Annotated in this window: 22 protein-coding genes and 1 riboswitch; of the genes, 6 read left to right on the top strand and 16 right to left on the bottom strand. The window is 39.7% G+C overall.

Annotated elements, in window-relative coordinates:
• Nucleotides 1-330 (top strand): DMT family transporter, encoded by a 330-nt coding sequence (locus AC25JC_RS06355; protein WP_180115613.1) that lies wholly within the window; start codon nucleotides 1-3, stop codon nucleotides 328-330.
• 140 nt (nucleotides 331-470) lie between these two features.
• On the opposite strand, the gene AC25JC_RS06350 is transcribed toward AC25JC_RS06355, so the two are convergent.
• The 4 genes from AC25JC_RS06350 to AC25JC_RS06335 all read right to left on the bottom strand — a co-directional run bounded on the left by AC25JC_RS06350 (nucleotide 471) and on the right by AC25JC_RS06335 (nucleotide 4,203).
• Entirely contained in the window at nucleotides 471-1,271 is an 801-nt protein-coding gene (locus AC25JC_RS06350; protein WP_180008836.1) for a sulfite exporter TauE/SafE family protein, read from the bottom strand.
• A gap of 44 nt (nucleotides 1,272-1,315) precedes the next feature.
• Nucleotides 1,316-1,810, bottom strand: a complete 495-nt coding sequence (locus AC25JC_RS06345) for a flavin reductase (protein ID WP_180023652.1) — start codon at nucleotides 1,808-1,810, stop codon at nucleotides 1,316-1,318.
• A gap of 104 nt (nucleotides 1,811-1,914) precedes the next feature.
• Nucleotides 1,915-2,943 carry a methionine synthase gene (locus AC25JC_RS06340; RefSeq protein ID WP_486923689.1) on the bottom strand — a complete coding sequence of 343 codons (1,029 nt, stop codon included), beginning with the start codon at nucleotides 2,941-2,943 and terminating at the stop codon, nucleotides 1,915-1,917.
• 270 nt (nucleotides 2,944-3,213) lie between these two features.
• Nucleotides 3,214-4,203, bottom strand: coding sequence for a putative oxygenase MesX (locus AC25JC_RS06335; protein ID WP_180064233.1), 990 nt, complete (start codon nucleotides 4,201-4,203; stop codon nucleotides 3,214-3,216).
• Between the two features lie 623 nt (nucleotides 4,204-4,826).
• On the opposite strand from AC25JC_RS06335, the gene AC25JC_RS06330 reads away from it, so the two are divergent.
• Nucleotides 4,827-5,495: an epoxyqueuosine reductase QueH gene (locus AC25JC_RS06330; RefSeq protein WP_249708631.1), complete on the top strand. Its 669-nt coding sequence runs from the start codon at nucleotides 4,827-4,829 to the stop codon at nucleotides 5,493-5,495.
• Between the two features lie 95 nt (nucleotides 5,496-5,590).
• On the opposite strand, the gene AC25JC_RS06325 is transcribed toward AC25JC_RS06330, so the two are convergent.
• Genes AC25JC_RS06325 through AC25JC_RS06315 form a run of 3 tightly spaced genes read right to left on the bottom strand, consistent with a single transcriptional unit; the run spans nucleotide 5,591 to nucleotide 7,259 of the window.
• The gene (locus tag AC25JC_RS06325) at nucleotides 5,591-6,613 is read right to left on the bottom strand and encodes an ABC transporter substrate-binding protein (RefSeq protein ID WP_486923688.1); all 1,023 of its coding nucleotides are present in this window, start codon (nucleotides 6,611-6,613) and stop codon (nucleotides 5,591-5,593) included.
• Nucleotides 6,610-6,807 carry a hypothetical protein gene (locus AC25JC_RS06320; RefSeq protein ID WP_486923687.1) on the bottom strand — a complete coding sequence of 66 codons (198 nt, stop codon included), beginning with the start codon at nucleotides 6,805-6,807 and terminating at the stop codon, nucleotides 6,610-6,612. The genes AC25JC_RS06325 and AC25JC_RS06320 overlap by 4 nt, the downstream gene beginning before the upstream one ends.
• Before the next feature lie 11 nt (nucleotides 6,808-6,818).
• Entirely contained in the window at nucleotides 6,819-7,259 is a 441-nt protein-coding gene (locus AC25JC_RS06315) for a CopG family ribbon-helix-helix protein (protein WP_180059580.1), read from the bottom strand.
• Nucleotides 7,260-7,707: 448 nt separating this feature from the next.
• On the opposite strand from AC25JC_RS06315, the gene AC25JC_RS06310 reads away from it, so the two are divergent.
• The 3 genes from AC25JC_RS06310 to AC25JC_RS06300 all read left to right on the top strand — a co-directional run bounded on the left by AC25JC_RS06310 (nucleotide 7,708) and on the right by AC25JC_RS06300 (nucleotide 12,923).
• Nucleotides 7,708-8,790: a zinc-binding metallopeptidase family protein gene (locus AC25JC_RS06310; protein WP_180127612.1), complete on the top strand. Its 1,083-nt coding sequence runs from the start codon at nucleotides 7,708-7,710 to the stop codon at nucleotides 8,788-8,790.
• A 188-nt stretch (nucleotides 8,791-8,978) separates the two neighbouring features.
• Entirely contained in the window at nucleotides 8,979-10,943 is a 1,965-nt protein-coding gene (locus AC25JC_RS06305; protein ID WP_486923686.1) for an esterase/lipase family protein, read from the top strand.
• Between the two features lie 84 nt (nucleotides 10,944-11,027).
• Complete coding sequence (locus tag AC25JC_RS06300; protein ID WP_486923685.1) at nucleotides 11,028-12,923, top strand: ATP-dependent nuclease; 1,896 nt, start codon at nucleotides 11,028-11,030, stop codon at nucleotides 12,921-12,923.
• Nucleotides 12,924-12,994: 71 nt separating this feature from the next.
• On the opposite strand, the gene uca is transcribed toward AC25JC_RS06300, so the two are convergent.
• The 8 genes from uca to AC25JC_RS06260 form a co-directional block, all read right to left on the bottom strand.
• Nucleotides 12,995-16,600 (bottom strand): urea carboxylase, encoded by a 3,606-nt coding sequence (gene uca, locus AC25JC_RS06295; RefSeq protein ID WP_486923684.1) that lies wholly within the window; start codon nucleotides 16,598-16,600, stop codon nucleotides 12,995-12,997.
• Nucleotides 16,601-16,604: 4 nt separating this feature from the next.
• Entirely contained in the window at nucleotides 16,605-17,255 is a 651-nt protein-coding gene (locus AC25JC_RS06290; protein WP_486923683.1) for an urea amidolyase associated protein UAAP2, read from the bottom strand.
• Between the two features lie 14 nt (nucleotides 17,256-17,269).
• Nucleotides 17,270-18,007: an urea amidolyase associated protein UAAP1 gene (locus AC25JC_RS06285; RefSeq protein ID WP_486923682.1), complete on the bottom strand. Its 738-nt coding sequence runs from the start codon at nucleotides 18,005-18,007 to the stop codon at nucleotides 17,270-17,272.
• Nucleotides 18,008-18,036: 29 nt separating this feature from the next.
• Nucleotides 18,037-18,148: riboswitch (guanidine-I (ykkC/yxkD leader) on the bottom strand.
• Between the two features lie 271 nt (nucleotides 18,149-18,419).
• Nucleotides 18,420-19,265, bottom strand: a complete 846-nt coding sequence (gene tauD / locus AC25JC_RS06280) for a taurine dioxygenase (RefSeq protein ID WP_233945379.1) — start codon at nucleotides 19,263-19,265, stop codon at nucleotides 18,420-18,422.
• A 30-nt stretch (nucleotides 19,266-19,295) separates the two neighbouring features.
• The gene (tauC, locus tag AC25JC_RS06275; protein ID WP_486923681.1) at nucleotides 19,296-20,162 is read right to left on the bottom strand and encodes a taurine ABC transporter permease TauC; all 867 of its coding nucleotides are present in this window, start codon (nucleotides 20,160-20,162) and stop codon (nucleotides 19,296-19,298) included.
• 1 nt (nucleotide 20,163) lies between these two features.
• Nucleotides 20,164-20,949, bottom strand: coding sequence for a taurine ABC transporter ATP-binding protein (locus AC25JC_RS06270; RefSeq protein WP_486923680.1), 786 nt, complete (start codon nucleotides 20,947-20,949; stop codon nucleotides 20,164-20,166).
• Between the two features lie 10 nt (nucleotides 20,950-20,959).
• Entirely contained in the window at nucleotides 20,960-21,994 is a 1,035-nt protein-coding gene (gene tauA / locus AC25JC_RS06265; protein WP_486923679.1) for a taurine ABC transporter substrate-binding protein, read from the bottom strand.
• Between the two features lie 181 nt (nucleotides 21,995-22,175).
• Complete coding sequence (locus AC25JC_RS06260; protein WP_078190935.1) at nucleotides 22,176-23,069, bottom strand: LysR family transcriptional regulator; 894 nt, start codon at nucleotides 23,067-23,069, stop codon at nucleotides 22,176-22,178.
• A 190-nt stretch (nucleotides 23,070-23,259) separates the two neighbouring features.
• Between AC25JC_RS06260 and AC25JC_RS06255 the strand changes: the two genes are divergently transcribed.
• On the top strand, nucleotides 23,260-23,961 hold the full coding sequence (locus tag AC25JC_RS06255) for an HAD family hydrolase (RefSeq protein ID WP_180041495.1): 702 nt from the start codon (nucleotides 23,260-23,262) through the stop codon (nucleotides 23,959-23,961).
• A gap of 90 nt (nucleotides 23,962-24,051) precedes the next feature.
• Here the strand turns inward: AC25JC_RS06255 and AC25JC_RS06250 are convergent, their stop codons facing one another.
• Nucleotides 24,052-24,369 (bottom strand): hypothetical protein, encoded by a 318-nt coding sequence (locus AC25JC_RS06250; protein WP_372491152.1) that lies wholly within the window; start codon nucleotides 24,367-24,369, stop codon nucleotides 24,052-24,054.
• Between the last annotated feature and the right edge of the window lie 222 nt (nucleotides 24,370-24,591).

Genomic DNA, 24,591 nt, shown 5'->3' with positions numbered 1-24,591 from the left:
ATGTCGTTTATATATTTGCTCATCGCAATCATTGCTGAAGTGATTGCCACGTCCGCCTTAAAAGCCAGCAATGGCTTTACTGAACTAGTACCGATTATTTTTACCGTATTGGGCTATGCCATTGCGCTCTTCTTTTTAGGTTTGACCTTTAAATCGATTCCTATGGGATTGGCCTACGCCATGTGGTCCGCTGCAGGCATTGTGCTTATTTCATGCGTGGGCTGGATTGTGTTTAAACAAAATTTAGACCTGCCTGCCATAATTGGTTTGGCCTTTATTTTATTGGGCATTGTGATTATTAATGTTTTTTCTAAAAGCACAGAGCTTTGAAATGTCAGTTTTAAAATGAAGTTTTTAAATAATATCTCTGAAATTTTAAAGACTTAAATTGCTATAGATAAAAATGCTCTAGCTTGCTGTTGCACACTAGAGCATACGTTTCGAATGAATTAACTGTGATCAGTCGGCTTCTATAAAATGCCTTTCACTAGAAAAAAGCATCCAACAATACATAACAGCACAGCAAAACATTTTTTCAGTACTGCTGGTGAAAGCGCATGCGCAGTTTTCGCGCCATATTTAGCCGTAAAGAAACTCATCACACTAATGCCCAAAAAGGCATAAATATGAATAAAGCCAATGGTATTTGGAATTTCAACATGCTGCTGCATGCCGAAGAACATAAAACCTAATGCGCCAGCAATGGCAATGGGTAAACCGCAAGCGGCAGATGTACCGACCGCTTTTTGCATCACCACGCCATTTGCCGTTAAATACGGCACCGTAATACTGCCGCCGCCAATGCCGAAGATGGCCGATGCAACGCCGATACCCGAACCTGCTGCAATTTGTTTAGCTGTAGATGGTAGTGTTTTATTTGGATCGACTGGCTTTTTTGCTCCCATAAACATGGTATAAGCCACCCAAAGTAAAAACACGCCGACAATCATTTGCAGATGTAAACCTGACAGCCAGCCTGCAATCCCTGCGCCTGCAAAACAGCCAATCGCCATAGACGGAGCTAAATTTTTAAATACAGGCCAAATCACAGCGCCATTTTTATTATGCGCCATCAATGAACTGATAGACGTCACAACAATCGTAGCCAAAGATGTGCCGAGCGCCAAATGCATAATCACATCGGGACTATAACCCATTTGGCTAAAAACAATATAGAGCAATGGCACAATGATAGTACCACCACCGACACCAAACAGCCCTGCAGCAAAACCAGCAAATGCGCCAATAATTAAGAAAGTAATGAGTTCCACGAAATATATACTTTTAAAGAGATGTATTAAAGAAGTTGACTGGTTTAAGCCAACTCCACTTGACCCACAGCATGATAAGCACGGTTGAAATACACCAGACTTTCTTCTTGCTGACTTTGCTTGATTGCAACCACACGGCACATAAACACACTGTGCGTACCCACTTCTTGAATCTGTTCAATCTGACAGTCAAAACTAACTAAAGCATCTTTTAATATCGGTGAACCTGTTTCTAATACAGTCCAAGAACCCAATTTAAAACGCTCTTCCGAATTGAATTTGCTTGAAGCAAAAGCATTGGAAATTTGCTCATGCTGTGCACCTAAAACATTGACAGACAGAACTTTATTTTCAAGAAAATGCGCATGAGAACGAGATGATTGATTCATACAAACCAGCAAAGTTGGCGGTGTATCTGTCACACTGCATACGGCTGATGCTGTAAATCCATGCATGCCTGCTTCACCCTCAGTCGTAATCACGTTGACTGCAGTCGTCAATAAAGACATTGCATTTCTAAAATCAGTTGCTTCAATCATCTCTTCAATCTCAATGGTCTATATGGCTTATCTCTTTCTCAGGTTTGGGCAATAGCAAATTTAATTTCCTTATTGCCCTTACATGAAATTGAGTCAGCTCGAATTTATGCGGTCAATTCTTGGCGAATAATGGCAGCGCCTGCGCTTAGCGCATTTAGTTTGCCTTGCGCCACTTGGCGAGGTAAAGGCGCCATACCGCAGTTGGTTGAAGGATATAGCTTGTCGGCATCTACAAACTGAAGCGCTTTGCGTAATGTATTGGCTACTTCTTCTGCTGTTTCAACTTGATTGGTTGCAACATCAATTGCGCCAACCATCACTTTTTTACCGCGGATGAGTTCGATTAAATCCATCGGTACACGAGAGTTTTGGCATTCTAGCGAGATGATATCGAGCTTCGATTGCTGTAGTTTCGGGAATGATTCTTCATATTGGCGCCATTCATTACCTAAAGTCTGTTTCCAATCGGTATTGGCTTTAATGCCATAACCATAACAAATATGTACAGCAGTTTCGCATTTTAAACCTTCAAGCGCACGCTCTAAGGTCGCAATACCCCAGTCATTGACTTCATCAAAAAACACGTTAAACGCAGGCTCATCAAATTGAATAATGTCCACGCCTGCCGCTTCAAGCTCTAGCGCTTCTTGATTGAGGATTTTAGCAAATTCCCAAGCCAATTTTTCACGGCTTTTGTAGTGACCATCATACAAGGTATCAATCATCGTCATCGGGCCAGGCAGTGCCCATTTGATCGGCTGATTGGTTTGGCTGCGTAAGAATTTTGCATCATCCACAAAAACTGCTTTCTTACGAGAAACTTCACCGACCACAGACGGGACACTTGCATCGTAACGATTACGAATACGCATTGTTTCACGCTTTTCGAAATCTACACCTTCAAGATGTTCAATAAATGTGGTCACAAAATGCTGACGGGTTTGTTCACCATCACTGACAATATCAATGCCTGCATGGATTTGTTCATGCAAAGATAATTTCAACGCATCACGTTTTGCATTTAATAATTCTTCGCCTTCAAGTTTCCATGCTGACCACAATTTTTCAGGTTCAGCCAGCCAAGATGGTTTAGGTAAGCTGCCAGCAGTTGAAGTTGGGAGTAAAATAGCCATATTCGATCTTCTATCTCTATATTCTAAATTTTGCAAAAACCAAAAAGTTATCAATTGATTATTAAATTCATATTGAAAGTCCCTTCTCCCTATGGGATGAGGAGCATGCTCCGCAAGAGGATGAGGGAGCATTTCATATAAATCCTCTCCCTAACCCTCTCCTTAAAAGGAGAGGGAAATTTCTTTACGAAATAAATATTGATCACAAATTAACTGATGCATGAAACATATTCTTTAAAACAGCTGCTTTAAATCACAAGTGATTTAAAATTAAGCTGCGGCTGCATTTTCAATACTAAAATTAGCCGCCCACTCATTCAGAATGTCTTTATATGGCTGGATAAAGTTCTCTTCCGTCCATTTGCCCTGTTTAACCGCCAACTGACCACGTTCAACACGGTCATACACAATACGGGTTAATGAGTAATCACCGAAACTTAAGCTTGGTTGATACACTAAACCTGCTGTCGCATTGGTATTGTAAATTTCAGGACGGTAGATTTTTTGGAAGCTTTCCATGGTGCTGATCGCGCTGATCAGTTCGAAATCTGTATAGTCGCTCAGCAAGTTATTTGCTGAATAGAATGCCAATGGTGCAGTCGCATTTTCAGGTTTGAAGTAACGAACGCTTAAGCCCATTTTTGCAAAATAATCATCGGTACGTGAATAATCATCATTGGTATATTCCACACCTAAGATCGGATGCACATTTGCAGTACGGTAATAGGTTTTTGTCGTTGAAACACTTAAACAGATGACAGGTTGTTTCTTAAATTCAGCTTTAAATACCTCTGAATTGATCAAATGTTGATATAGCTTGCCATGTAAATCACCAAAATCTTCAGGTTTTTCATTGAACTTACAGCCGAGTGCTGGTAATACCACGCTGAAGTCATAGTCACGTACATACGATGAAAAACTGTTGCCGATCATGCCTTCAATGCGTTCATTGGTTTTATGGTCGATGATGGTGCTCTTTAAAGTTTCAATAAATGGGAAAGTTTGACCATTGCCTTCCACATCGAGTTCAGCCGAAATGATGTCAATTTCAAGTGAATAACGATCTGCATTTGGGTTGTCACAAGTAGCCAAACTATTGAAACGGTTATTAATCATTGCCAAAGTACGGCGCAGATTCTCTTCACGGTGTTCACCACGTGCCAAATTGGCAAAGTTCGTTGTTAAACGTGTATTGTCAGCTGGTTTATAGTTTTCATCAAAGCGGATACGTTTGATTGAACATGCAAATTTATGACTCATGGAGATTCACTACCCTAAAATTAAAAATAATCAAAATTTCTGTATGGAGTAATTTATACGTGAAACTTAAGATGAATAAAAATGATTTAACCTCAACTCAAAGTGAGATAAATTCATGTTTAAGATTTAAATACAATGAATTTTCTTCAACTATGCATCATTCAATTGGCGATAAAAAAACTGCCACTCAGGTAGTATTTAAATTTTATTTAATATAAATAAAGGCTTAAAAAAAATTCAATGAATAATTTTTCATTCAAACACACATCTGAAATGCGTCGAATCGTACAGATTGGCTCAATATCTCCACTCTCAAAATTCAGCGATTTATTCATTCGGGTGAATTTTTCTAACTTTAAAATGAAAAAAGATCAAATCACTAATTGTTTTAATATTGAATCTGTAACACTAATATACTTTTGCCCTGAGCTATAAAGTTCTTAAACCTTGCCATAAATAGATAAACCAAATATGAAATAAGCATATATTCATGTCGTTTCAGCTTTTTAGTCAATATACTGAATATGACTCAACTTATACTTAGAAAAAATCAGCATATTCGAGCTTTGGTATGTTAAGGAATCACTAAAATATTCGGTTTATACTTATACATTCTTAAAATCATGTCTAATAAATTAGAACGTCAGACACTGACTCTCCCAGTAGGTCATGACAAGCTTTTACTCCACTCTTGCTGTGCACCCTGCTCTGGCGAAGTCATGGAAACTTTAATTGAATCAGGTATCGATTTTTCAATTTTCTTTTACAATCCCAATATTCATCCAGTAAAAGAATATGAAATCCGTAAAGAGGAAAATATCCGCTTTGCAGAAAAACACAATATTCCGTTTATCGACTGTGATTACGACACAGACAACTGGTTTGAACGCGCCAAAGGCATGGAGAATGAGCCTGAAAAAGGCATTCGTTGCACGATGTGTTTTGATATGCGCTTTGAACGTACGGCATTATATGCAGCAGAACATGGCTTTAGCCTAATCAGCAGTTCACTAGGTATTTCACGCTGGAAAAATATGCAGCAGATTAATGACTGTGGTCATCGTTCGGCTTCACATTATGACGGAATAACCTATTGGGACTATAACTGGCGTAAAAATGGCGGTGCTGTACGCATGCTGGAAATCAGTAAAAAAGAAGAATTTTATCAGCAGGAATACTGTGGCTGTGTGTATTCACTGCGCGATACCAACCGCTGGCGTATGAGCCAAGGCCGTGACCGAATCAAATTGGGTGTGAAGTTTTACTCAAATGCGATGGATGAAGAAGCTTGAGTTCTGCCCTTCGTTATTTTTTATGAATATTAATTTGATGTTGTTAGCCCTGAAGCATTTATACTATTCAGAGCTTATTTTATTTACGTTTCAACTTATTTCAGTTCTTCAACCAAAGCTGGATAGATTGATCCATCGACATCCATTTCAGTTTTATAAATGCCATTAGCAACATTAAATTTATTTACGTGGTAGCTAGAACCATAAATAGAGTCAAAACCAGTTCCTTTTTTAAAGACTTGTTTGTTGGCAGCTAAATCCAGTAAATGTGTGCCTCCAATAAACTGTTCATACTGTGCAGGATCAACGCCAACGCGATTTGACATGATTTTCACTGCATCGGCATGCGTTGCAGGGTCGTTCATGTATTTAACTGTTTTATCCCAAACTTGAATGATTTTTTTCCACTCTTCTTTGTTGGCAGATAAATGTGTCATATTGACGGTTAATGTGTCGTAAATCAGACCAGGTTTATCTTTCGATGTATAAATGATTTTAGATCCAGCAACAGCTTTCAGTGCTTGATTTGCGACCGGTTGCCACACGGCAATCGCTGCAATATCAGGACTGGCAAATACTTGTGGCAGCTCATTGGTCATAGTGTTGACTAACTTCACTTCAGAGGCTTGAATTTTTGCATCATCCAAAGCCATCGTCAAAAGCAAATGATCAACCAAGCCTTTTTCTGTCGCTACACTTTTTCCTTTCAAATCGGCAAGGCTATTGATGCCATCTTTCGCGATGATGACATCATTACCCGCAGAATAGTCCGTCGCCATAATCATGACGCCTTTCGTGCCGCCAGAACCCGTGACTAAGTTGTCACCATTGGTGACTAAAACAGCATCCAACTGATTTGCCGCAAATGCAGATAGTGAAGCTGAATAATCAAACCATTTAAAGTCTACATTGACGCCGGCTTCTTTCAACCAGCCTTTTTCAATAGCAACTTGCCATGCGACAAAACCAGGCCAGTCGCTATAGCCGATCGTGATGGCTTTTGTATTGACTGTACCTTCTGCTTGCGCGTTTGGTTCTGGAGTTTTTGCAGTATTGTCACAACCACCCAGTAAGATGGCAGTCACAACGGATGCAGATAAGCAGGCTTTTTTGATCATAGTGTGATTTCCCCGATGGCATTACAGTTAAATTTGGTATTGGTGTTCAAAAACGATGATGTATTCGGATTGCTGACAGATTGAGCATGGTGCTTTGCACGATTTGGTCTATGGTTGGCTGCATTAGCATGTGCTTGCTGTTGGTCTGTCACTTGGTCTTTAAACTGACCTTGTGATCGATATAATTGGCCCATTTTAAAACTCCTTAATTCTTTGCATTTTGCGGAATTGGCGGCATCACAGCGTCCATCAACTCCAAATGTCCTTTAATCACACCCTTAAGTGCTGAAAAATGCTGACTGATAACTTTGAGCTCTGAACTGACGCCTTGCAGAATCATGACTTCTAAAATTTTGTGGTCATCGAGTTGAATATGCAGCGAGCTCACTACTTGTTCTAAAAACTGCTGCTGTAAATCTAAAAGCTGAATACGTAGCGCCGTACTACTTGCGTCATAAAGTAAGGTAAATGTGCCGACCATTACTTCGTTACGCTGCTCCTGATCGGCAATCAGATGCTTATTGATCATGTCGACAATGGCCTGAGAACGGCTCTCATAATGCTGATCGACAATTTTTTGATCCAAAGCATCAACTGTTTTTTCAGGCACGGTAATACTGATACGCGCCAGCTTTCGTTTAGGCACTGTTGTTCCTTATTTTTTTTACTGAATATAGAAACCCGCACGGGCGCTCAGTAGCTCAATAAAAAATTGCTTTAATTGATGCAGAAATGTTGCAGATTGATGGCGGTTCATATGCATCTCCTGTTTGAGTAATACAAAATATTTATTTCGTAATATCGATAGAAATGCAGAATCTGTGCCAAGTGAGAAATGCAAAAAATGATCGATTATTTTGTTCTTTTAACTTTCTTTTAAATTTTACTGTTCATGATTTGTGCAATAAATGCACTCATCGAGACCACTTTGCACTATTGCTGCGATGTATCATTTGATGAAGGACTCTTTTTTAAGAGCGTTGTTCTTAAGCAAGAGCATTGACCGACATGTAACAAACTCGGAATTCAATTTATTTCATCAACATTGAACATCATTTATACTGATTGATCATTCTATTAATCACTCAACGCCTATGAAGTATTTCAGCTGCGCGGTATGTTCTAACCAAATCTTTTTTGCCAATTCACACTGTGTCAATTGTCAGACTGCGCTGGGTTATATTGCCTCTGAAAAGCAAATGGGCTGTTTTGAAAAGCACAGCACTACGCTATGGCTTGCGTTAAATCCTGAAATAAAGGGAAACCGCTTTAAACCTTGTCATAATTATCAGCATCATCAGGTATGTAACTGGATGGTGCCTGCCGACAGTGAAGAAATTTACTGTGAGTCTTGCCTGCTCACGCATACCATTCCCAACTTAGATAACCCAGACCATATTGTGTACTGGGCACGATTGGAACATGCCAAACGGCGTTTTTTGTATTTAATGCAGCAACTGAATACCATGCCGCGTCCTAAACGCAGTCAAGATGACCGTTTTGGGCTGCGTTTTGACTTTCTCATGCCAACAGAAAATACACCTGTCATGACCGGTCATGCCAATGGCATTATTACCTTAAATGCCAGTGAAGCAGATGTGATTTACCGTGAAACAACGCGCATAAAAATGGGTGAAAACTACCGCACACTTCTAGGTCATTTTAGACATGAAAGCGGTCATTATTATTTTGATTTGATTAAACATTTACACCCAGAGCTGATTGATGAATTTCGAGAACTGTTTGGTGATGAACGACAAGATTATAGTGAAGCTTTGAAACGACATTATAATGACGGTGCGCCACAAAATTGGGCGGATTACTATGTCAGTTCATATGCCAGTACGCATCCTTGGGAAGATTGGGCGGAAACATGGGCGCATTATTTGCATATGATGGACACCCTAGAAACAGCCTACTATGCAGGATTAGTGGTCAAAACCAATAAGTCGGATTTGAATAATTTAGAACTGAAAGAAAACCCGATTGGCGCTCAAGATTTTGACCTACTACTGCAACACTGGATGACCTTGACCTTTAATTTAAATGCGTTGAACCGCAGCATGGGCTTAGATGATGCATATCCATTTACATTGTCGAATCCAGTATTGGATAAATTACGATTCATTCACCACAAACTGCTCAACATGACCTTAAAAAACCAGCAGCACAATTAGATTAAATTTAACACGTGACATTGTTTGAATCTTAAATCAATTTTTCGGTATCACAGCATTCGTACATTAGCTTAATCTTAAAAGAAATTTACATAGTACTTCTAAGATTAGGTGCTGTAATACCTGCCCTATTTTTACTATTTTATAAAGGTTAAAATAACAAAAAATAGATGCCTGTGACCTTTCCAATGATGCCTTTCACGCATTTACCTGTTCGTTTCATGTGTATCATCAGCCTGAGTTTGCTCAGTGGATGCCAATTGGTCAAATTACAAGAAAATCAACTCAGTGCGTCACTAAATAATAAAACAGATAGCATATTAACCCATCAGAAGCTCAGTACATTTAGCCATCAAATCCTGTTAATGGTGAATGAAAGCGACCAATCTTGTTTAAATGCGCTTGAAAGCTGTATTCACAAAATGCGTAATAATGAAACTTTAGATATTGCTCAAGTCTATGCCGCAGCAAGTGAGCTGTACATGGCACGTGCTTTAAGCGCCGATCAAAATCCACAATGCAAAAAAAGCTTAAAACAACACAGCGGAAAATTAGCTTCAAGCAAAATTAAAATGTGTATGGATCAGCAGCTTGCAGACTTTGATTTCAGTCTGCGTTACAGCTATGTCTATCTATTTAAATCCGCTCAAGCCCCTGAAGAACGCTTATTTGATTTGCGTCAGGGACAAGTCCGCACCTTTTATAATGTGGCTTTATCACGTTTAATCACCTCATCATTTACCCGTTTTGACTATCAGCAAATGCCTGAAAGTTTAATGTTAGGTTCATCACTTTATCATTTTAACTATGAGCATTATCCAGAAATCAAAAATGCGGACATTGATAAATTACTGTCGAGCTATAATTTTAATTTTTCAGGCTTAAAAACCATTAACCGTCAGGAAGGTATTGGCTCTGAATTTGTCTTAGTCAAAAAAGCCACGGATCTGTCTGCTGCGCAGCTTTTTGTACTAGACCCTGAACAATATTATTCAAATAAACCCAACCCGAATATCCATACTGCACGCTATTTATCTGTCAGTGCGATCGCAGAGCCTGCCAAGACCAATAGCAGCATTAGTGAAATTTTGTCGCCGCAATCAGACTTTAAGGTTGAATTATTTAATCCCTATCAATTTAAAAAGGCAAAAATTGAATCTCAGTCCTATACCCTAACGGCCAATTATTCTGTGCCTTATGGACTTTGGTTAGCCGAAAATAAATTAGGACAATCTGGCTATTGGACACTTCTGAATAAGGAAGAACATTTGCGCATGCCACATGTGTTTATGTTAGAGCCTTATCAACCCAATAAAAAGATTATTGTCATGGTTCACGGATTAGCCAGCAGTCCTGAAACGTGGATCGGCCTGACCAATAACATCATGGGTGATCAAAAACTACGTGATCATTACCAAGTTTGGCAAGTGTTTTACTCAACCAATATGCCAATATTTGAGAGTCGTTTTCAAATCAATGCTTTACTCAAACAGGCATTTGCAACTGTTCAGCCCAATACGCCTTCGGCTCAAGATGCTGTCATTATCGGACATAGTATGGGCGGCATCATCAGTCGTTTATTGGTTAGTGATGCAGATATTTCCGCTCAAGCTATTCCACTCATGAACTATGAACAAAATACACAGTTACAACGTCATCCAATTATCCGCGATCGTTTTGTCTTTAAACCATTGAAGCCAGTTAGTCGTGCAATTTTCATTGCCGCACCGCATCATGGTACTGACTATGCAGACCGCTGGTTTACCAATTTGGCGAAAAAAATCGTGGTATTGCCTTTAAGTTTTTTAAATGATGTCAATGTTGAAATCCCAAATGCAAAAAATTCAACTATGGGTCTGATTAAGTCTGGGCCAGCAGATTTAAGTCAAAAATCACGTTTTATGCTGTTGTCTGCTGACATCATGCCAAATAAAGATATTCCTTATCATTCTATTATGGGAAATCAGACGCAAAGTACTGAACCGAGCAAAATGTCGGATGGCATTGTTCCCTATACAAGTTCTCATTTAGATGGTGCGGTGTCTGAAAAGATTTTCAATGGTGGACATTCCATCCATGAGTCTCCAGATGCCATTTTAGAGTTGCGACGCATTTTGAGAGAGCATTTGGACAATGAAGCGTTGAATCAATAACGATAAAATTGCTTTATGTATTTATAAATTATCTTTTAAAAGCAGTGTTTTATTGCTAAATTAGCTCTATATTTTGGGGGCTTTATGACAGAAAAATTATACTATTGGGCTGAAAATTTAGAAAATTACACATCAAATAATGATAGTGAAACTGGTTATGATGAAGTTATAGAAATCAAACGACTTAATTTCTTTATTGGTAAAAATAACGCAGGTAAAAGTAGGTTTTTACGTGAATTATTTAAAACATCTCAAGGTCAGCAACTTTATAACTCACTACAATTCAGAAAATTAATAACTTTTAAAAATAGGTTAATCGTTAGCAAAAAATATAACAAACATGATGATTACAATCATTTTTTAACAACGATTGAACAAATTAAACCGTCCAATATCGGTTCTGTAATCACATTATTCTCAAATTCGCTTACCCACTTATCAAGATTCAATCAACTATCAGGAATTTATTCAAATAATAATATTCAGCAAGCTCAAACATATTTTAGTCAAGAACTTCAGCAAAACCTAAATCCTATTTTTACAAATACTAAATTTTATATCCCTATCTTACGTGGCATGCGCCCTGTAACCGATTTAGACAAAAAATATCCTTATATAGAGCGTGCACAAAAAGACTATTTCAAGAATCAGAATAAATTTAATCACGAAAATATAATTACAGGAGAACGCTTATATTACGAGCTTAAAGCTCACTTATTAGGAGAACCTGAACACCGAGAACTTATTAAAAAATATGAAGAAAAATTAAGTCAGTATTTTTTTGATAATGAACCTGTCACTTTAATTCCAAAATTCGGAAAAGATGAACAAGGAAATGAGATTGATGTCGTTCATATTAAAATTGGCTCAGATGCTCAAAGACCTATTTATGAGTTAGGTGATGGCTTACAACAAGCGATAATCTTAACTTATGAAGCTTATATAAAAAGTAAAGACAAAGCAGGCAATCCAGAAACACATGCCTTTTTTATAGAAGAACCGGAATTACATATGCACGCGGGTATGGTTCGTCAACTGATGAACTTCTACTTAAATGAGACTCCACATTATTATTTCTTTACGACACATTCCAATCATTTACTTGATATGGCAGATGAATCAGATCAAGTGATGATTCAAAAATTTGTTAAACAACCCAAAGCTGGTTCATCTAACAATTTTGATTTTAAAATTTATCGCTGCGACAGAGATCGAGACTTACTTGCTTCTTTGGGTGTGCGCCCTTCTTCGGTTTATTTAGCTAATTGCACTATCTGGGTTGAAGGCATTACAGATCGGCTTTATATCACCAAATATATGGAAAAATATTTGGATGAATTAAAAGTATCAGATCAGGAAGTTTATAAAAAATACCGTAGATTTATGCCGAACTATCACTATACATTCGTGGAATATGCTGGCAGTAATTTAGTACATTGGTCTTTTAGCGATGATTATACTGACCAATTAGAAGATAAGGGATTGAGCGCTAAAGCTGTTGCAAGTGAAATGTTACTCATTGCTGATGGTGATATTCAAAGTAAGGCTGATCGTGTTCAAGTCTTAAAAAGTGAATTAAAGAAAGGCAATTATCTGATTTTAGAGTGTAAAGAAACAGAGAATACTCTACCTAAGGATTCCATTATTAGAGTCGCGACTCAAAGATTCAAGCGTATGAAATCTAAAACTAAAGATAGCTATGATATTTCTTTAACCAACAATATAACGAGTGAAAATTACTTTGATCACAAAGAATATGGTATTGGTAAACTCCTAGATATTAAATTAAAAAAACCTTCATCAAAAACCACACAATCTTTGTTTGCCGATGGTCAAGGTGTCGGTACTATTAAATACAAATTAGATTTTTGCCGTGAAATTATTAAAGATTTTGATGAAAACTCTGGTTGGAAACTGACACCAAAAGCGAAAGCATTGTGTGAGCGGATTTATAAACATATCGAAAAATGTAATTCTTAAATTCCCCTAACCCCTCTTTAATAAAGAGGGGAAATTCCCTCCTTTTTCAAAGGAGGGTTAGGGAGGATTTTTTATGCCACTGGCGACAACGTAAACAACACCTGCCCCGTTTTCACAGTCTGACCTTTTTCAATGGTAATTTCAGAAACCTTCATACGTTCAGGTGCGATAATTGGAATCTCAATCTTCATCGCTTCAATCACAGCAAGCGTTGCACCTTCTTCCACAATATCACCTGACTTGCATTCAATTTTCCAAATACTTCCCGGCATGTGCGATTCCACTGCACAACCGCCTTCAGGAATTTGAATATCGCTGTCATCCAACACAGCATCCAAACTTTCAGACACATACTCTGCAAGTCCGGCTTCATACCAACGACGACGTTCTTCATCAAAATTGGCTTGTTGGATAGATTTAAATGCTGAGATTGATTCTGCATTTTCAGTCAAGAAGTCATTGTATTCTTTGAGGTTCAGTACACCTTCTTCTACACGCAGTTTTAAGCGACCTGCTTTGAAGTCCTCACGCATCTGCATCAGTTCAGCTTCTGAAACTTCATAAAACTTAATTTGGTCAAAGAAGCGTAATAACCACGGCATACCTTGCTCAAAGTCAGGGTTTTTACGGTAACGAGACCACATTTGCGTAGTACGACCCACAAACTGATAGCCACCCGGACCTTCCATACCGTACACGCACATATACGCACCGCCTATACCGACAGCATTTTCAGGTGTCCATGTCCGTGCAGGGTTATATTTGGTGGTGACTAAACGCTGACGTGGATCAAGTGGGGTTGCCACAGGTGCACCAAGGTATACATCGCCCAAACCCATGACCAAATAACTCGCGTCATAAACCACATCTTTGACCGCTTGTTTGTCTTTTAAACCATTAATACGACGGATAAACTCAATATTGTCAGGACACCATGGCGCATCTGGACGTACGGTTTGCATATAGCGTTCCGTTGCCAATTGCGTTTGCGAATCCTCCCAAGCGAGTGGCAGATATACGGTACGTGATGGGACTTGCATCTCTGTCACATCAGGCAATTCAGCTTCAGCAACTTGTAATAAACGCAGTAAATCAATTTGATCAAGCTTGATCGAATCAAAATGGATTTGTAGCGAACGAATCCCCGGTGTCAGGTCAATAATCCCTGTGATATTTTGCTTTTGAACCCATTGCATCAGCGCATGAATACGGAAACGTAAGTTCAGATCAAGTACTAACTCACCATATTCCACCAACAGGTAGTTGTTACCGGCAGGACGATACACCACATCAGGCGCACCATCTTTACCTCTTAAAGTATCGAGTACGGCGTTTTTTAGTGTTGATAGCTCAGGATAGAACGATTCATCAAATGCTACAGCCTGCGTATCATTTGCTTCTAATTGCGCATGATATTTTTCATTTAAAAGTTTCGCTTGATGATAGCTCACAGGCACAAATTTAACTTTATCACCGGCTTTGAGTTGACCCAATTTCCAAAGCTCAGAATTGATCACCACCGCAGGACAAACAAAGCCACCGAGACTTGGACCATCTGGACCGAGAATAATCGGCATATCACCAGTGAAATCAATTGCACCAATGGCATAGGCATTGTCATGAATATTGGATGGATGCAGGCCTGCTTCACCGCCATCCTCACGTGCCCATTCAGGTTTTGGACCAATGAGACGAATACCGGTACGGCTTGAGTTAAAGTGAATCTCAAAAGTATTGGCAAAGAAAGTATCAATGTCATTCTTAGTAAAGAAATCAGGCGCACCATGTGGGCCATACATCACCGCAATTTCCCATTCATGGCTAAATGACGGCACTTGTTCCGGCGCAAGGCTTTTCACTTCATCACTTGTAAATGCCGTGATTGGTAACATATCACCAATCAATAAGTTACGACCTGCATGACCGCCAAACTGACCTAAGGTAAAAGTCGCTTGTGAGCCTAAATATTCAGGCACATTCAAACCGCCTTTAATCCCGATATAGGTGCGACAACCTGTCGCAATTTTGCCACATTTTAGAATCTGCCCTTTACGCACATTCACGGTCTGCCACATCGGAACTTGAACACCATCCAAAGTCGATGGCATATCACCACCTGCCAAAACAATTTGGCTGTCACAATGGAATTTTAAGGTTGGCCCTTGTAGGGTACATTCAAGCCCTGCAGTGTTATAGGCATTACCAAGCAACTGGTTTGCAACATTCAGTGATAATGGATCTATCGCACCTGAGGGTGGCACACCGACATCCCAATAGCCCAAACGCCCTGTGACATCTTGCACGGCGGTTTGAATGCCGGCTTGTAGCACTTCAATCTTTTGAGTTTTCCACTCAAAGGTATTTAAGAAGCGTGTGGTTTGTGTGCCGGCTTTAAACACTTCACAGTCGATGATGTTTTGTAGATATTCAAGATTGGTTTCAATCCCCGCAACAGAGGTTTTCGCCAAAGTATCGGTCATGGCTTGAATCGCAGAAGCTCGATCATCTGCAGTGACAATGATTTTAGCAATCATCGGGTCATAAAATGACGATACATTGGAACCTGTTTCCACCCAAGTTTCATTGCGTGCATTGGCATCAAAATCAACGTGCGTTAAAAGCCCTGCACTCGGTTGGAAGTTTTTAATTGGATCTTCAGCATATAAACGTACTTGAATCGAATGACCTTTAGACACAAGTTCTGCTGTTGGTACAACCCAATCACCACTACCGAGAGTGACCATCCATTCCACAAGGTCTACACCAAACACTTGCTCCGTCACGCCATGTTCAACTTGCAGGCGGGTATTCACTTCTAAGAAATAGAATTCCTGTGTGTCGGTATCCATCACAAACTCAACTGTACCTGCCGAACGGTAACTTACCGACTGCATCAGCCCAATCGCAACCGATTGAATATAGGCACGTTGCTCATCATTGATATGGGGTGCTGGCGTTTCTTCCACGACTTTTTGGTTACGGCGCTGCACAGAACAATCACGCTCACCGAGTGCTAAAACTAAGCCTTTACCATCACCAAAAATTTGTACTTCGATATGACGGGCATTCTGTACAAATTTCTCTAAATATAAGCCTGCATCTTTAAAGTTAGCTTGGGCAAGATATGAAACCGTAGAATAAGCATCTTTCAGCTCTTCTTCATTCCACACCAAACGCATGCCAATACCGCCACCGCCTGCGGTACTTTTCAGCATGACTGGATAGCCAATGCGTGCTGCTTCAACTAACGCTTCTGCTTCATCTGCCAAAAGCTGACTGCCCGGCAATAAAGGCACATTGGCTTGAATCGCAAGTTCTCGCGCCGTATGTTTTAAGCCAAAGGATTTCATTTGCGCCGAATTTGGCCCTAAAAATACAATGCCTTGCGCTTCACACAGATCACAAAATTCTGCATTTTCAGACAAGAAACCATAGCCGGGATGAATCGCTTCTGCACCTGTTTGCTTTGCAACTTCTAAAATTTTATCGACATTTAAATAACTTTGGCTGGCAGGACTATCGCCAATAAATACCGCTTCATCGGCTAAGGTCACATGCAAAGAATCACGGTCTGCTTCGGAATACACGGCAACGGATTGAATGCCTAGTTTTTTGAGTGTACGAATCACACGGCAAGCGATTGCACCACGGTTGGCAATGAGGACTTTATTAAACATGGTATTACTCCTCGCCTTCACGAATGATCAATTGAATTTTTGTTGGGTTATAGGCATTACATGGGTTATTCAGTTGTGGGCAGTTTGAGATCAATACGATCAAATCCATTTCGGCTTTAATCTCTACATATTTTCCCGGTGCAGAAATACCGTCATCAAATTTCAAATGTCCCTCAGCGGTCACAGGCACATTCATAAAGAAGTTAATATTTGGGCCGATATGGCGCACGTTTAAGCCATGTTTTTTTGCAATCGGATGTTGTGACAACGCTATCATGAAATTATTACGGCAACTGTGCATTGGAAATTTGTCATGTGCATAGCGAACAGTGTTGCTTTCACATGAACATGCACCGCCTAAGGTGTCATGACGGCCACAGTTATCGTCATGGATGGTGGCAATTTTGTTGCCAAAGTTAGTGTATAGCGCTGTGCCTTTTTCTAAATAAATCTGTTGGTTAATGGCTAAGGTATCCGTAGCGCTATAGCGTTCTTCAGGGTTTTGGCTCGAGATAAACAAGGTATCCACCGCTTGATTGCCTTCGAGGTCAACGATCCGGAAATATTGCCCTTTTTTGACTTCGCACATCCATGCTTTACCGGCAGGACAAACTTCACTTAATACTGATTTTTCTAATTTCATTAATGCAGTCATGTTGTATCCCCCAATTAAGCGCTGAGTGCGTAGTAACGATTATTGTTTTGAAATGCTCTCTGATTTTGCGGGCATGAATCACGACATATATCGTTGCCGCTTAAAGGAAGTGCTTTGTATAAAGACAATTGAACATCGGCAGGTGCATATTCAGTGCTGTTGTCTAAAGCATGCGGTGCGGATGATAAGAACACCAAGCAATCCATTTCAAAGCGCAGTTCAATGATTTGATTTGTATTGTCAGATGCAACATAGCTTAAGTTGCCGTTGGCATCAGGTTGAACTTTAGAGAATAAATTTAAAGTACTGCTCAGGTCCGTTGCAGATAAACCAAACTTGGTCATTTCAAGCAATAAGCTATCTTTGCCGTTGCGGTACATATCATTACGGGCATCTTGGAAAGTTTTACTGCCAAATTGGTTTTCAATTTGTGATGCGGTACTTGGTGCACAAAACGCATCATTCCAAGCATGATCGTCTTTGACTATCGAGATCATGGCACGGCCTAAATCCGACGCCAAAATATGCCCTGTACTTAAATACGCCGTGTGTTGCCCTTTGAGGCTATCTGGCATGTTGTAGCGCTCAAGCTTATCTTCACTGTTTACACAGTACAGCGACACATTGGCATTTTGCCCAAGTGATTTAAGCTGTAATACTGCCCCACGCTGAATACGCGCTGACCAGTGGTGTCCACCCGGTAAAAGTTCAGTCCATAGTGCTTTATCATCATGATAATGTGTTGTGCTCATTGCAGCCTCTGCCTAATTCTTAACTGTTTACCTCCCGGGCTTTTATCCCTCCGTGCAGCTTTGCTTTGAATTAAAACGAAGCCGTGAACTCTCGGTCACGGTCATACATAGAAATGTATCGGAACCCTAGATCACTTTATGATGTAAGTAGAAATGCAAAGGCTGTGCCAATTTAGTATTACGGTTTTAAAAAATAGTAATACCGATCTTTTGACTGTATAGCGCTGCATGTAAATTCTTGGGCTAACACTTTTTTGCTCTATTATTGAACCTATGTGCATTTGAACGATGCATCATCCTTGTGCATTAACTGAATATTTTTGGGCTGTTTCTAAAAATTTATCTTTCAAAAAAGTAAAAGCCCAATATGGGCATTGGGCTTTTGCTGATTATTCAGGACTTTTTTATTGCATTAACTGACTGCTTTATAAAATGGTACCGAGCCATTCACAGTTGCACGATGCATAATGCGGTGCGCATCACCATAGTCAAACAGCGCTTTGTGCTGCGTGCAGCGGTTGTCCCAAATAGCGACATCACCTTCTTGCCATTTCCAGCGCAAGTGAAATTCTTCCTTCACTGCATGTTCAAACAAGAATGTCAGCAATGCATCGCTCTCTTGTGCATTTAATTCATTAATTTGTGTTGTAAATCCCTCATTCACAAACAATACTTCAGCACCAGTTTCGGGGTGTGTACGTACGACCGGATGCACTACAGGCGGATTTTTACGGAAACTATTTACAAGGCGTTCACGGTCTGCTGCTGTTGTGCCAAAGCGCTCTAATGGAAAAGACTTACGTATATCATGTGTCGCTGTCAAACCGCGTAGTTGCTGTTTTAAATCTTCACTGAGCGCATTAAAAGCAGCTGTACCGCTGGCCCACAGCGTATCCCCACCAAACTCAGGGATTTTAATCGCTTGCAGCACACAGCCCAACGGCGGTGTTTGACTAAAGGTCACATCAGTATGCCAAAGATCATTGTCTCTTAAATCTTGTCTGTGGCTATCCAGTACAATCACTTCCGGTGCATCATCCATCGCAGGGTAAATCGGATGAATATGCAAAGTACCAAAGGTTTTTGCCAACCTCACTTGCGACTGTGCGCTAAGCGCCTGCTTTCTAAAAAAGATCACTTGATGCTGTAATAGTGCCTGTTTTATTTCCAGCAGCAACGGTGTATCGGCATGATTTAAATCGATACCTTCAATAACAGCGCCAATATTTGGATTAATTTGCTTTGCTTGCAATGACATAATCAAATCTTCTTCAATCTCTAAATCTATTTACAGCTGTTGGCCATACCAAGGCGCCAACTGCTTTTGCAGCCAACGTAAAAATAACTCAAAACTTACTGCGACAATCGCGATCACAATAATTCCAAGAATCACAGTATCTGTAATTAAGAACTGAGCAGCAGACTGCACCATAAAACCAATACCGCGATCAGCAGCAACCAACTCTGCAGCCACCAGTGTTGACCAGCCCACGCCCAAGCCAATGCGCACACCCGTTAATATGTGCGGCAAAGCTGTAGGTAAAATCACATATTGCAAAACCTGCAAGCGCGTTGCGCCTAAAGATAATGCTGCACGTTCACGGTTTTTTTGATGGCTGATCACACCATGCGCACTGCTAATAATAATTGGCGCCAAAATTGAAAAGAAAATCAGCAGCACTTTGGTGGTTTCACCAATACCAAACCAAATCACCAATAACGGTAAATACGCAAGCGGTGGAATGGGACGAAGCAGCTCGACTAGTGGATCAAATACGGCACGTACCCATTTGTTGAGTCCCATCCATAAACCTAAAGGCACACCAATCACAATAGCACCAATGAGTGCGCTAAACACACGGCCAATACTTTCAGCCAAATGCTGCCAAAGCGTGGCTTTCATAAAACCTTGCTGGCTGACTTCAATAAACTTCTGCCAAACCGCTGCTGGGCTTGGTAAAAATAGCTCAGGAATAATTTTCAAAGTGGTTATGACAAACCAAAGTACCAGCAAGCTCAGTACACTGCCGATGCTCACAATAAGTGGCAAATTTTTTCTAAATATAGAAATAGAGGAACTTCTGTTTAATGTTGCTGTTTCTGCACGATTTTCGCTTAGATGAGCCTTATTTAATTTTTGAATTTGCGTATTCATATTAAGACTCCACCGCATGTAATTTTTGCGCTTTTAAGCGTTCAAACAACATTTCACGCAACTGAATAAACTGCGGATCAGATTTAATCGCACGTATAGATTCGCCTTTACGGTAGCGCTCAGCAAAATACAGCTTGAGCGTTTCAACAATTGTCCCCGGGCGTGCTGTCATCAATACCAATTGATTACTTAATAAAAGCGCCTCTTCAATATCATGGGTAATGAGGAAGAAACCTTTTTTCTCTTTAATCCATAAATTGAGCACAAACTCCTGCATGCTTTCTCGGGTAAATGCATCGAGTGCAGCAAAGGGTTCATCCAGCAAAATAAATGGTGCATGACTAATCAAGGCACGTGCAATACCGACGCGCTGTTTCATACCACCTGAAAGTTCCCAAATATTGGCATTTGCAACATGCGACAAGCCCACAGTCCCCAAAATTGATGTGACTTGTGACTTTATCTCTGCACTTTTTAAGCCTTTTAATTTCAAGGAAAATGCCACGTTATCTGACACATTGAGCCAAGGCAGTAGGGCATGTTCTTGAAAAACTACAGCACGTCTTGCATCTGGGCCAGTTAAAACTTCATCATCAATTTTGACTTGGCCTGCACTCACCTGTTGAAAACCCGCCAAAATATTTAAAAGCGTCGTTTTGCCGCAGCCAGACTCGCCAAGTACAACTGTTAAAGTCGATTCAGGAACGTTCAAATTGATATTTTTTAGTACAGCCACCTCTTGTTCAGGATAGGTCAGGCTAATATTTTCCGCTTTTAAGATACTCATTTTCACATCCTTAAGGCTGAACAAATAAGGCTGTTACATTGCTTTTATAGTCGGCTTTGACTTTATCTACTTTGCCTTGGGCTTTTAAAAAGGTCGCTGTATCTAAAATATTCTTGGCAAAATCTGTGCTGAAACTTTGAGCTTGCTGCTGCTGGTTCAAATAAATATTGCCTGATAGCAGTAATGGAATATCTTTCGCATCAGAACCGGTTAATTGCGCAATGCTATTGATATAAGCAGTATTCGCTTCAAACGCTTTCGGATCTTGATTGTATTCATCTATTTTCTTTAAAGAAGTTTGAACGAAAGATTTTAAAAACTCTGGATTTTGCTCTGCAAAGTCTTTACGAACTACCCATACATCAAAGGTTGGTGCGCCCCATTCTGCAACTTGCTTAGAATCGGTCAGAACTTTACCTGTGGCACTCGCCTTGCTTAAAGCGGGTTCCCATACATAAGTCGCGTCAATATCACCACGTTCCCACGCCGCAGAAATTTCAGGTGGGCGTAAGTTAATAATTTTGACGTCAGACTCTGACAGATTCCAATGCTTCAATGCAGAAAGCAGGCTGTAATGTGCCGTAGAAACAAATGGCACTGCAATGGTTTTGCCCTTTAAGTCTTCAGGTTTTTCAATGCCTGATTTATTGCTCACCACTAAGGCTTCTGAAGCACCAAGTTTGGCTGCCACAAAAAATACTTCAATAGGTAAATCACGGCTGGCAGCAGCAGCTAAAGGACTTGTCCCAATATTGCCAATACTGACATCACCTGATGCCAAAGCATTTACAACGTCTGCGCCCGTATCAAATTTTTTCCACTCAATTTTTTGTTGACTGTCTTTTTCATAATCGCCATTGGCCTGCGCCACTTTGCTCGGATCAACACCCGTTTGATAGGCAATGACTACCGCTTTCTGATCTTTTTGCGCAATTGCAGCCGTTGAAGTGTCAGGAGTAGATTTTTTAGCTTGGAAATATACGAAAGCAGCGATCGCCACAATGACGATCGCCGTAATAATTAAAGGTTTAGATTTGCCGCTCATATTTTTTTCATAAAAAGTGATAACTAATTCACATACTAATCAGTCAGCTTTATGATGAAAAATAAGTTAATTGACAATATTTATCACAAAATTGCATTTATCGATTAGTGGAATACTTATGCTTTTATTCACTAAACGTCTAGCAATCAATTTTCTGCGCGAGATCTTTTAATGATATTTTTTACTTCACTAAGATTTCATGGAACATATGACGCAGCCATTGATGGCTGGTTTTATGATGGCAGGACATATGCCAATATTGCTTCACGCCATAGGTTGGAAATGCAATCGGCGCATCAAATATTTTTAAGTTACCGCGTGAAAGCAATACTTCACTCAAGTAGTACGGCACAGTAGCAATCGCATCAGTGTCTTGCACAACCAAACCCACACCTAAATAACTAGGTAAACGCATCAAAATATCACGTTTTAAATCAAGGTTAAGCAGCTCATTTTCAATATGGTAGTGCCCCATCCCTGCATCAATATCAATATGCGATTCTGACAAATATTGCTCAGTTGTAATGGTGTCACCCGTTAATCGTGGGTGATCCTTAGCTGCAATCACCACATAATATTGCTCAAACAATTTTTGTTGATAAAAGCCGCTTTCCAAATGCGGTAAAAACCCCAATGCTAAATCAATTTCACCATTCGCCATTTGATAACTGGTTTCAGTGGTAATCGGGCGTACATTCAGACGTATTTGTGGCGCGTGTTTTTTTAGATATTGGCTGATTTTAGGCAATAAAACCAAATGCGAAACATCGGTCATGGCCAAAGTAAATTGTTGATCTGAAATGGCTTGATCAAAATTAATCGTAAAATTATTAATGGCTTCGACTTTACTCAAGGCTTCGCTAACTAAAGGAAATAATTGACGCGATAACTCCGTAGGCACCATTTCATTGCCGATACGTAAAAATAAGGGGTCGTTATAATGCTGTCGTATTTTATTTAAAATATTACTGACTGTAGGCTGACTCATCTGCAAGTGTTCAGCAGCTTGTGACACATTTTTGTACTTATAAACATGAAAAAAAATGCTAAGAAGTTTACAGTCCAATTCAAACACGAAAGATTTAATCCCTAATTAAATATTGCAAGTTATGCTGTGCATCATCTGCTGAATTATACAAAAAGCCAATAACGAAATATTACTTTTATTGCAGATGAAACGCCAGTTTAGCCTGCTCAGTTGCATTTGGCTTTTCAACACTCCAATCCGTCCGCATAATAGACACAGCTCGAATTTGGATATCAACATGCTTCAAGGAAAAAAACTGGTTTGTTTTGATTTAGATGGCACACTTATCGACTCTGTTGGCGTGTGGAATCAGGTCGACGCAGATTTGATTCAACAGTTAACTGGACAAACCATCCAACTGGGTTTAATTCAACGTGAACGTGACATTCAGCTGCAATTATTTAAAAATACACCAGACCCTTACTTAATGTACTGTAACTATCTAAAAGATACTTATAAGATTGAACAACACACAGCAGATCAAATCAAACAGCAACGATATGCCATTTCACAGCATTTTTTAGAACATATCATCTTGCTTAAACCACATGCAGCGTTATTTGTTCAACAGCTCATTCAGCAAGGCATTCAGGTGGCAATTACCACCACGACCAGCCTGCAAAATATTTATCGATATCAAAAAAATATTAACATCTATCCAATGCTGCATTTTGAAAATAGCTTTGATCTGATCCTGACCCGTGAAAGTGTCAAAAATATTAAGCCGCATCCTGAAGTCTATTTACAGGCGATTGAACATTTTGCAGTTCGACCTGAAGAATGTTTAATTTTTGAAGATTCACTCATTGGTGTAGAAGCTGCAAATGCAGCAGGCATTGAAGTGGTTGCCGTGTATGATGCATATTCAGAGCACGAAATTGAGCAAATCAAAAATAAAGCGGATTATTTTATCCATGATTTCTCTTCGGTTCTGAACTGAGTTAAAGCAAATAAACATTCGCTTTAAAGTTAAAAAAGCAGCCCAATTTAGAGGCTGCTTTTGATATTTTTGCATCAATAGATAATTGATCTATTTTACTTTTTTATAAATGGATCCAGACCCGACTAAATTTCCCGTTTTTTCGTCAATCGCAAATTCAACAGCACCTGTCCCAGAGTTTACAGCCAGTAACCCAGATTCAGCGACAGATGCAGGTACAGGATTTTTCTTTTCAGATTTACCACTTTTTTTATCTTTTAAAGTATTGGTAATGAAATAGTTTTCACCATTTTTACTAATAATCAGCGCATTTTCAAGTTGCGGATCTACTGCGGTATTTTGCCATGTTCCAGCATAATCAGGCGCTGGACTTTGTTTACATGCAGTGAGGAGAACTGCGAACAACATCGCAGAAAATAATTGAATCTTTTTCAAAATACTGACCTTCTTTGTCAATGAGTTTTGCATTATAGAAAGCCTTGAAGAGAACTTAAGACCGTTCATGTTGTGCAAAAGTTTCAAACCAAGTGGCGCTGTTTTTCTTTTGTCATGTTTTGAAACATTTGTAGTCTTTCATAATAAATAAGCCCACTTGATCGTGGGCTTATTTAAATATTTTCAATCTTTAGA

This window comes from Acinetobacter sp. P37 (genome assembly GCF_057480965.1).
Note: the sequence above shows the minus strand (reverse complement) of the source record. Positions and strands in the feature narration are given on the sequence as shown.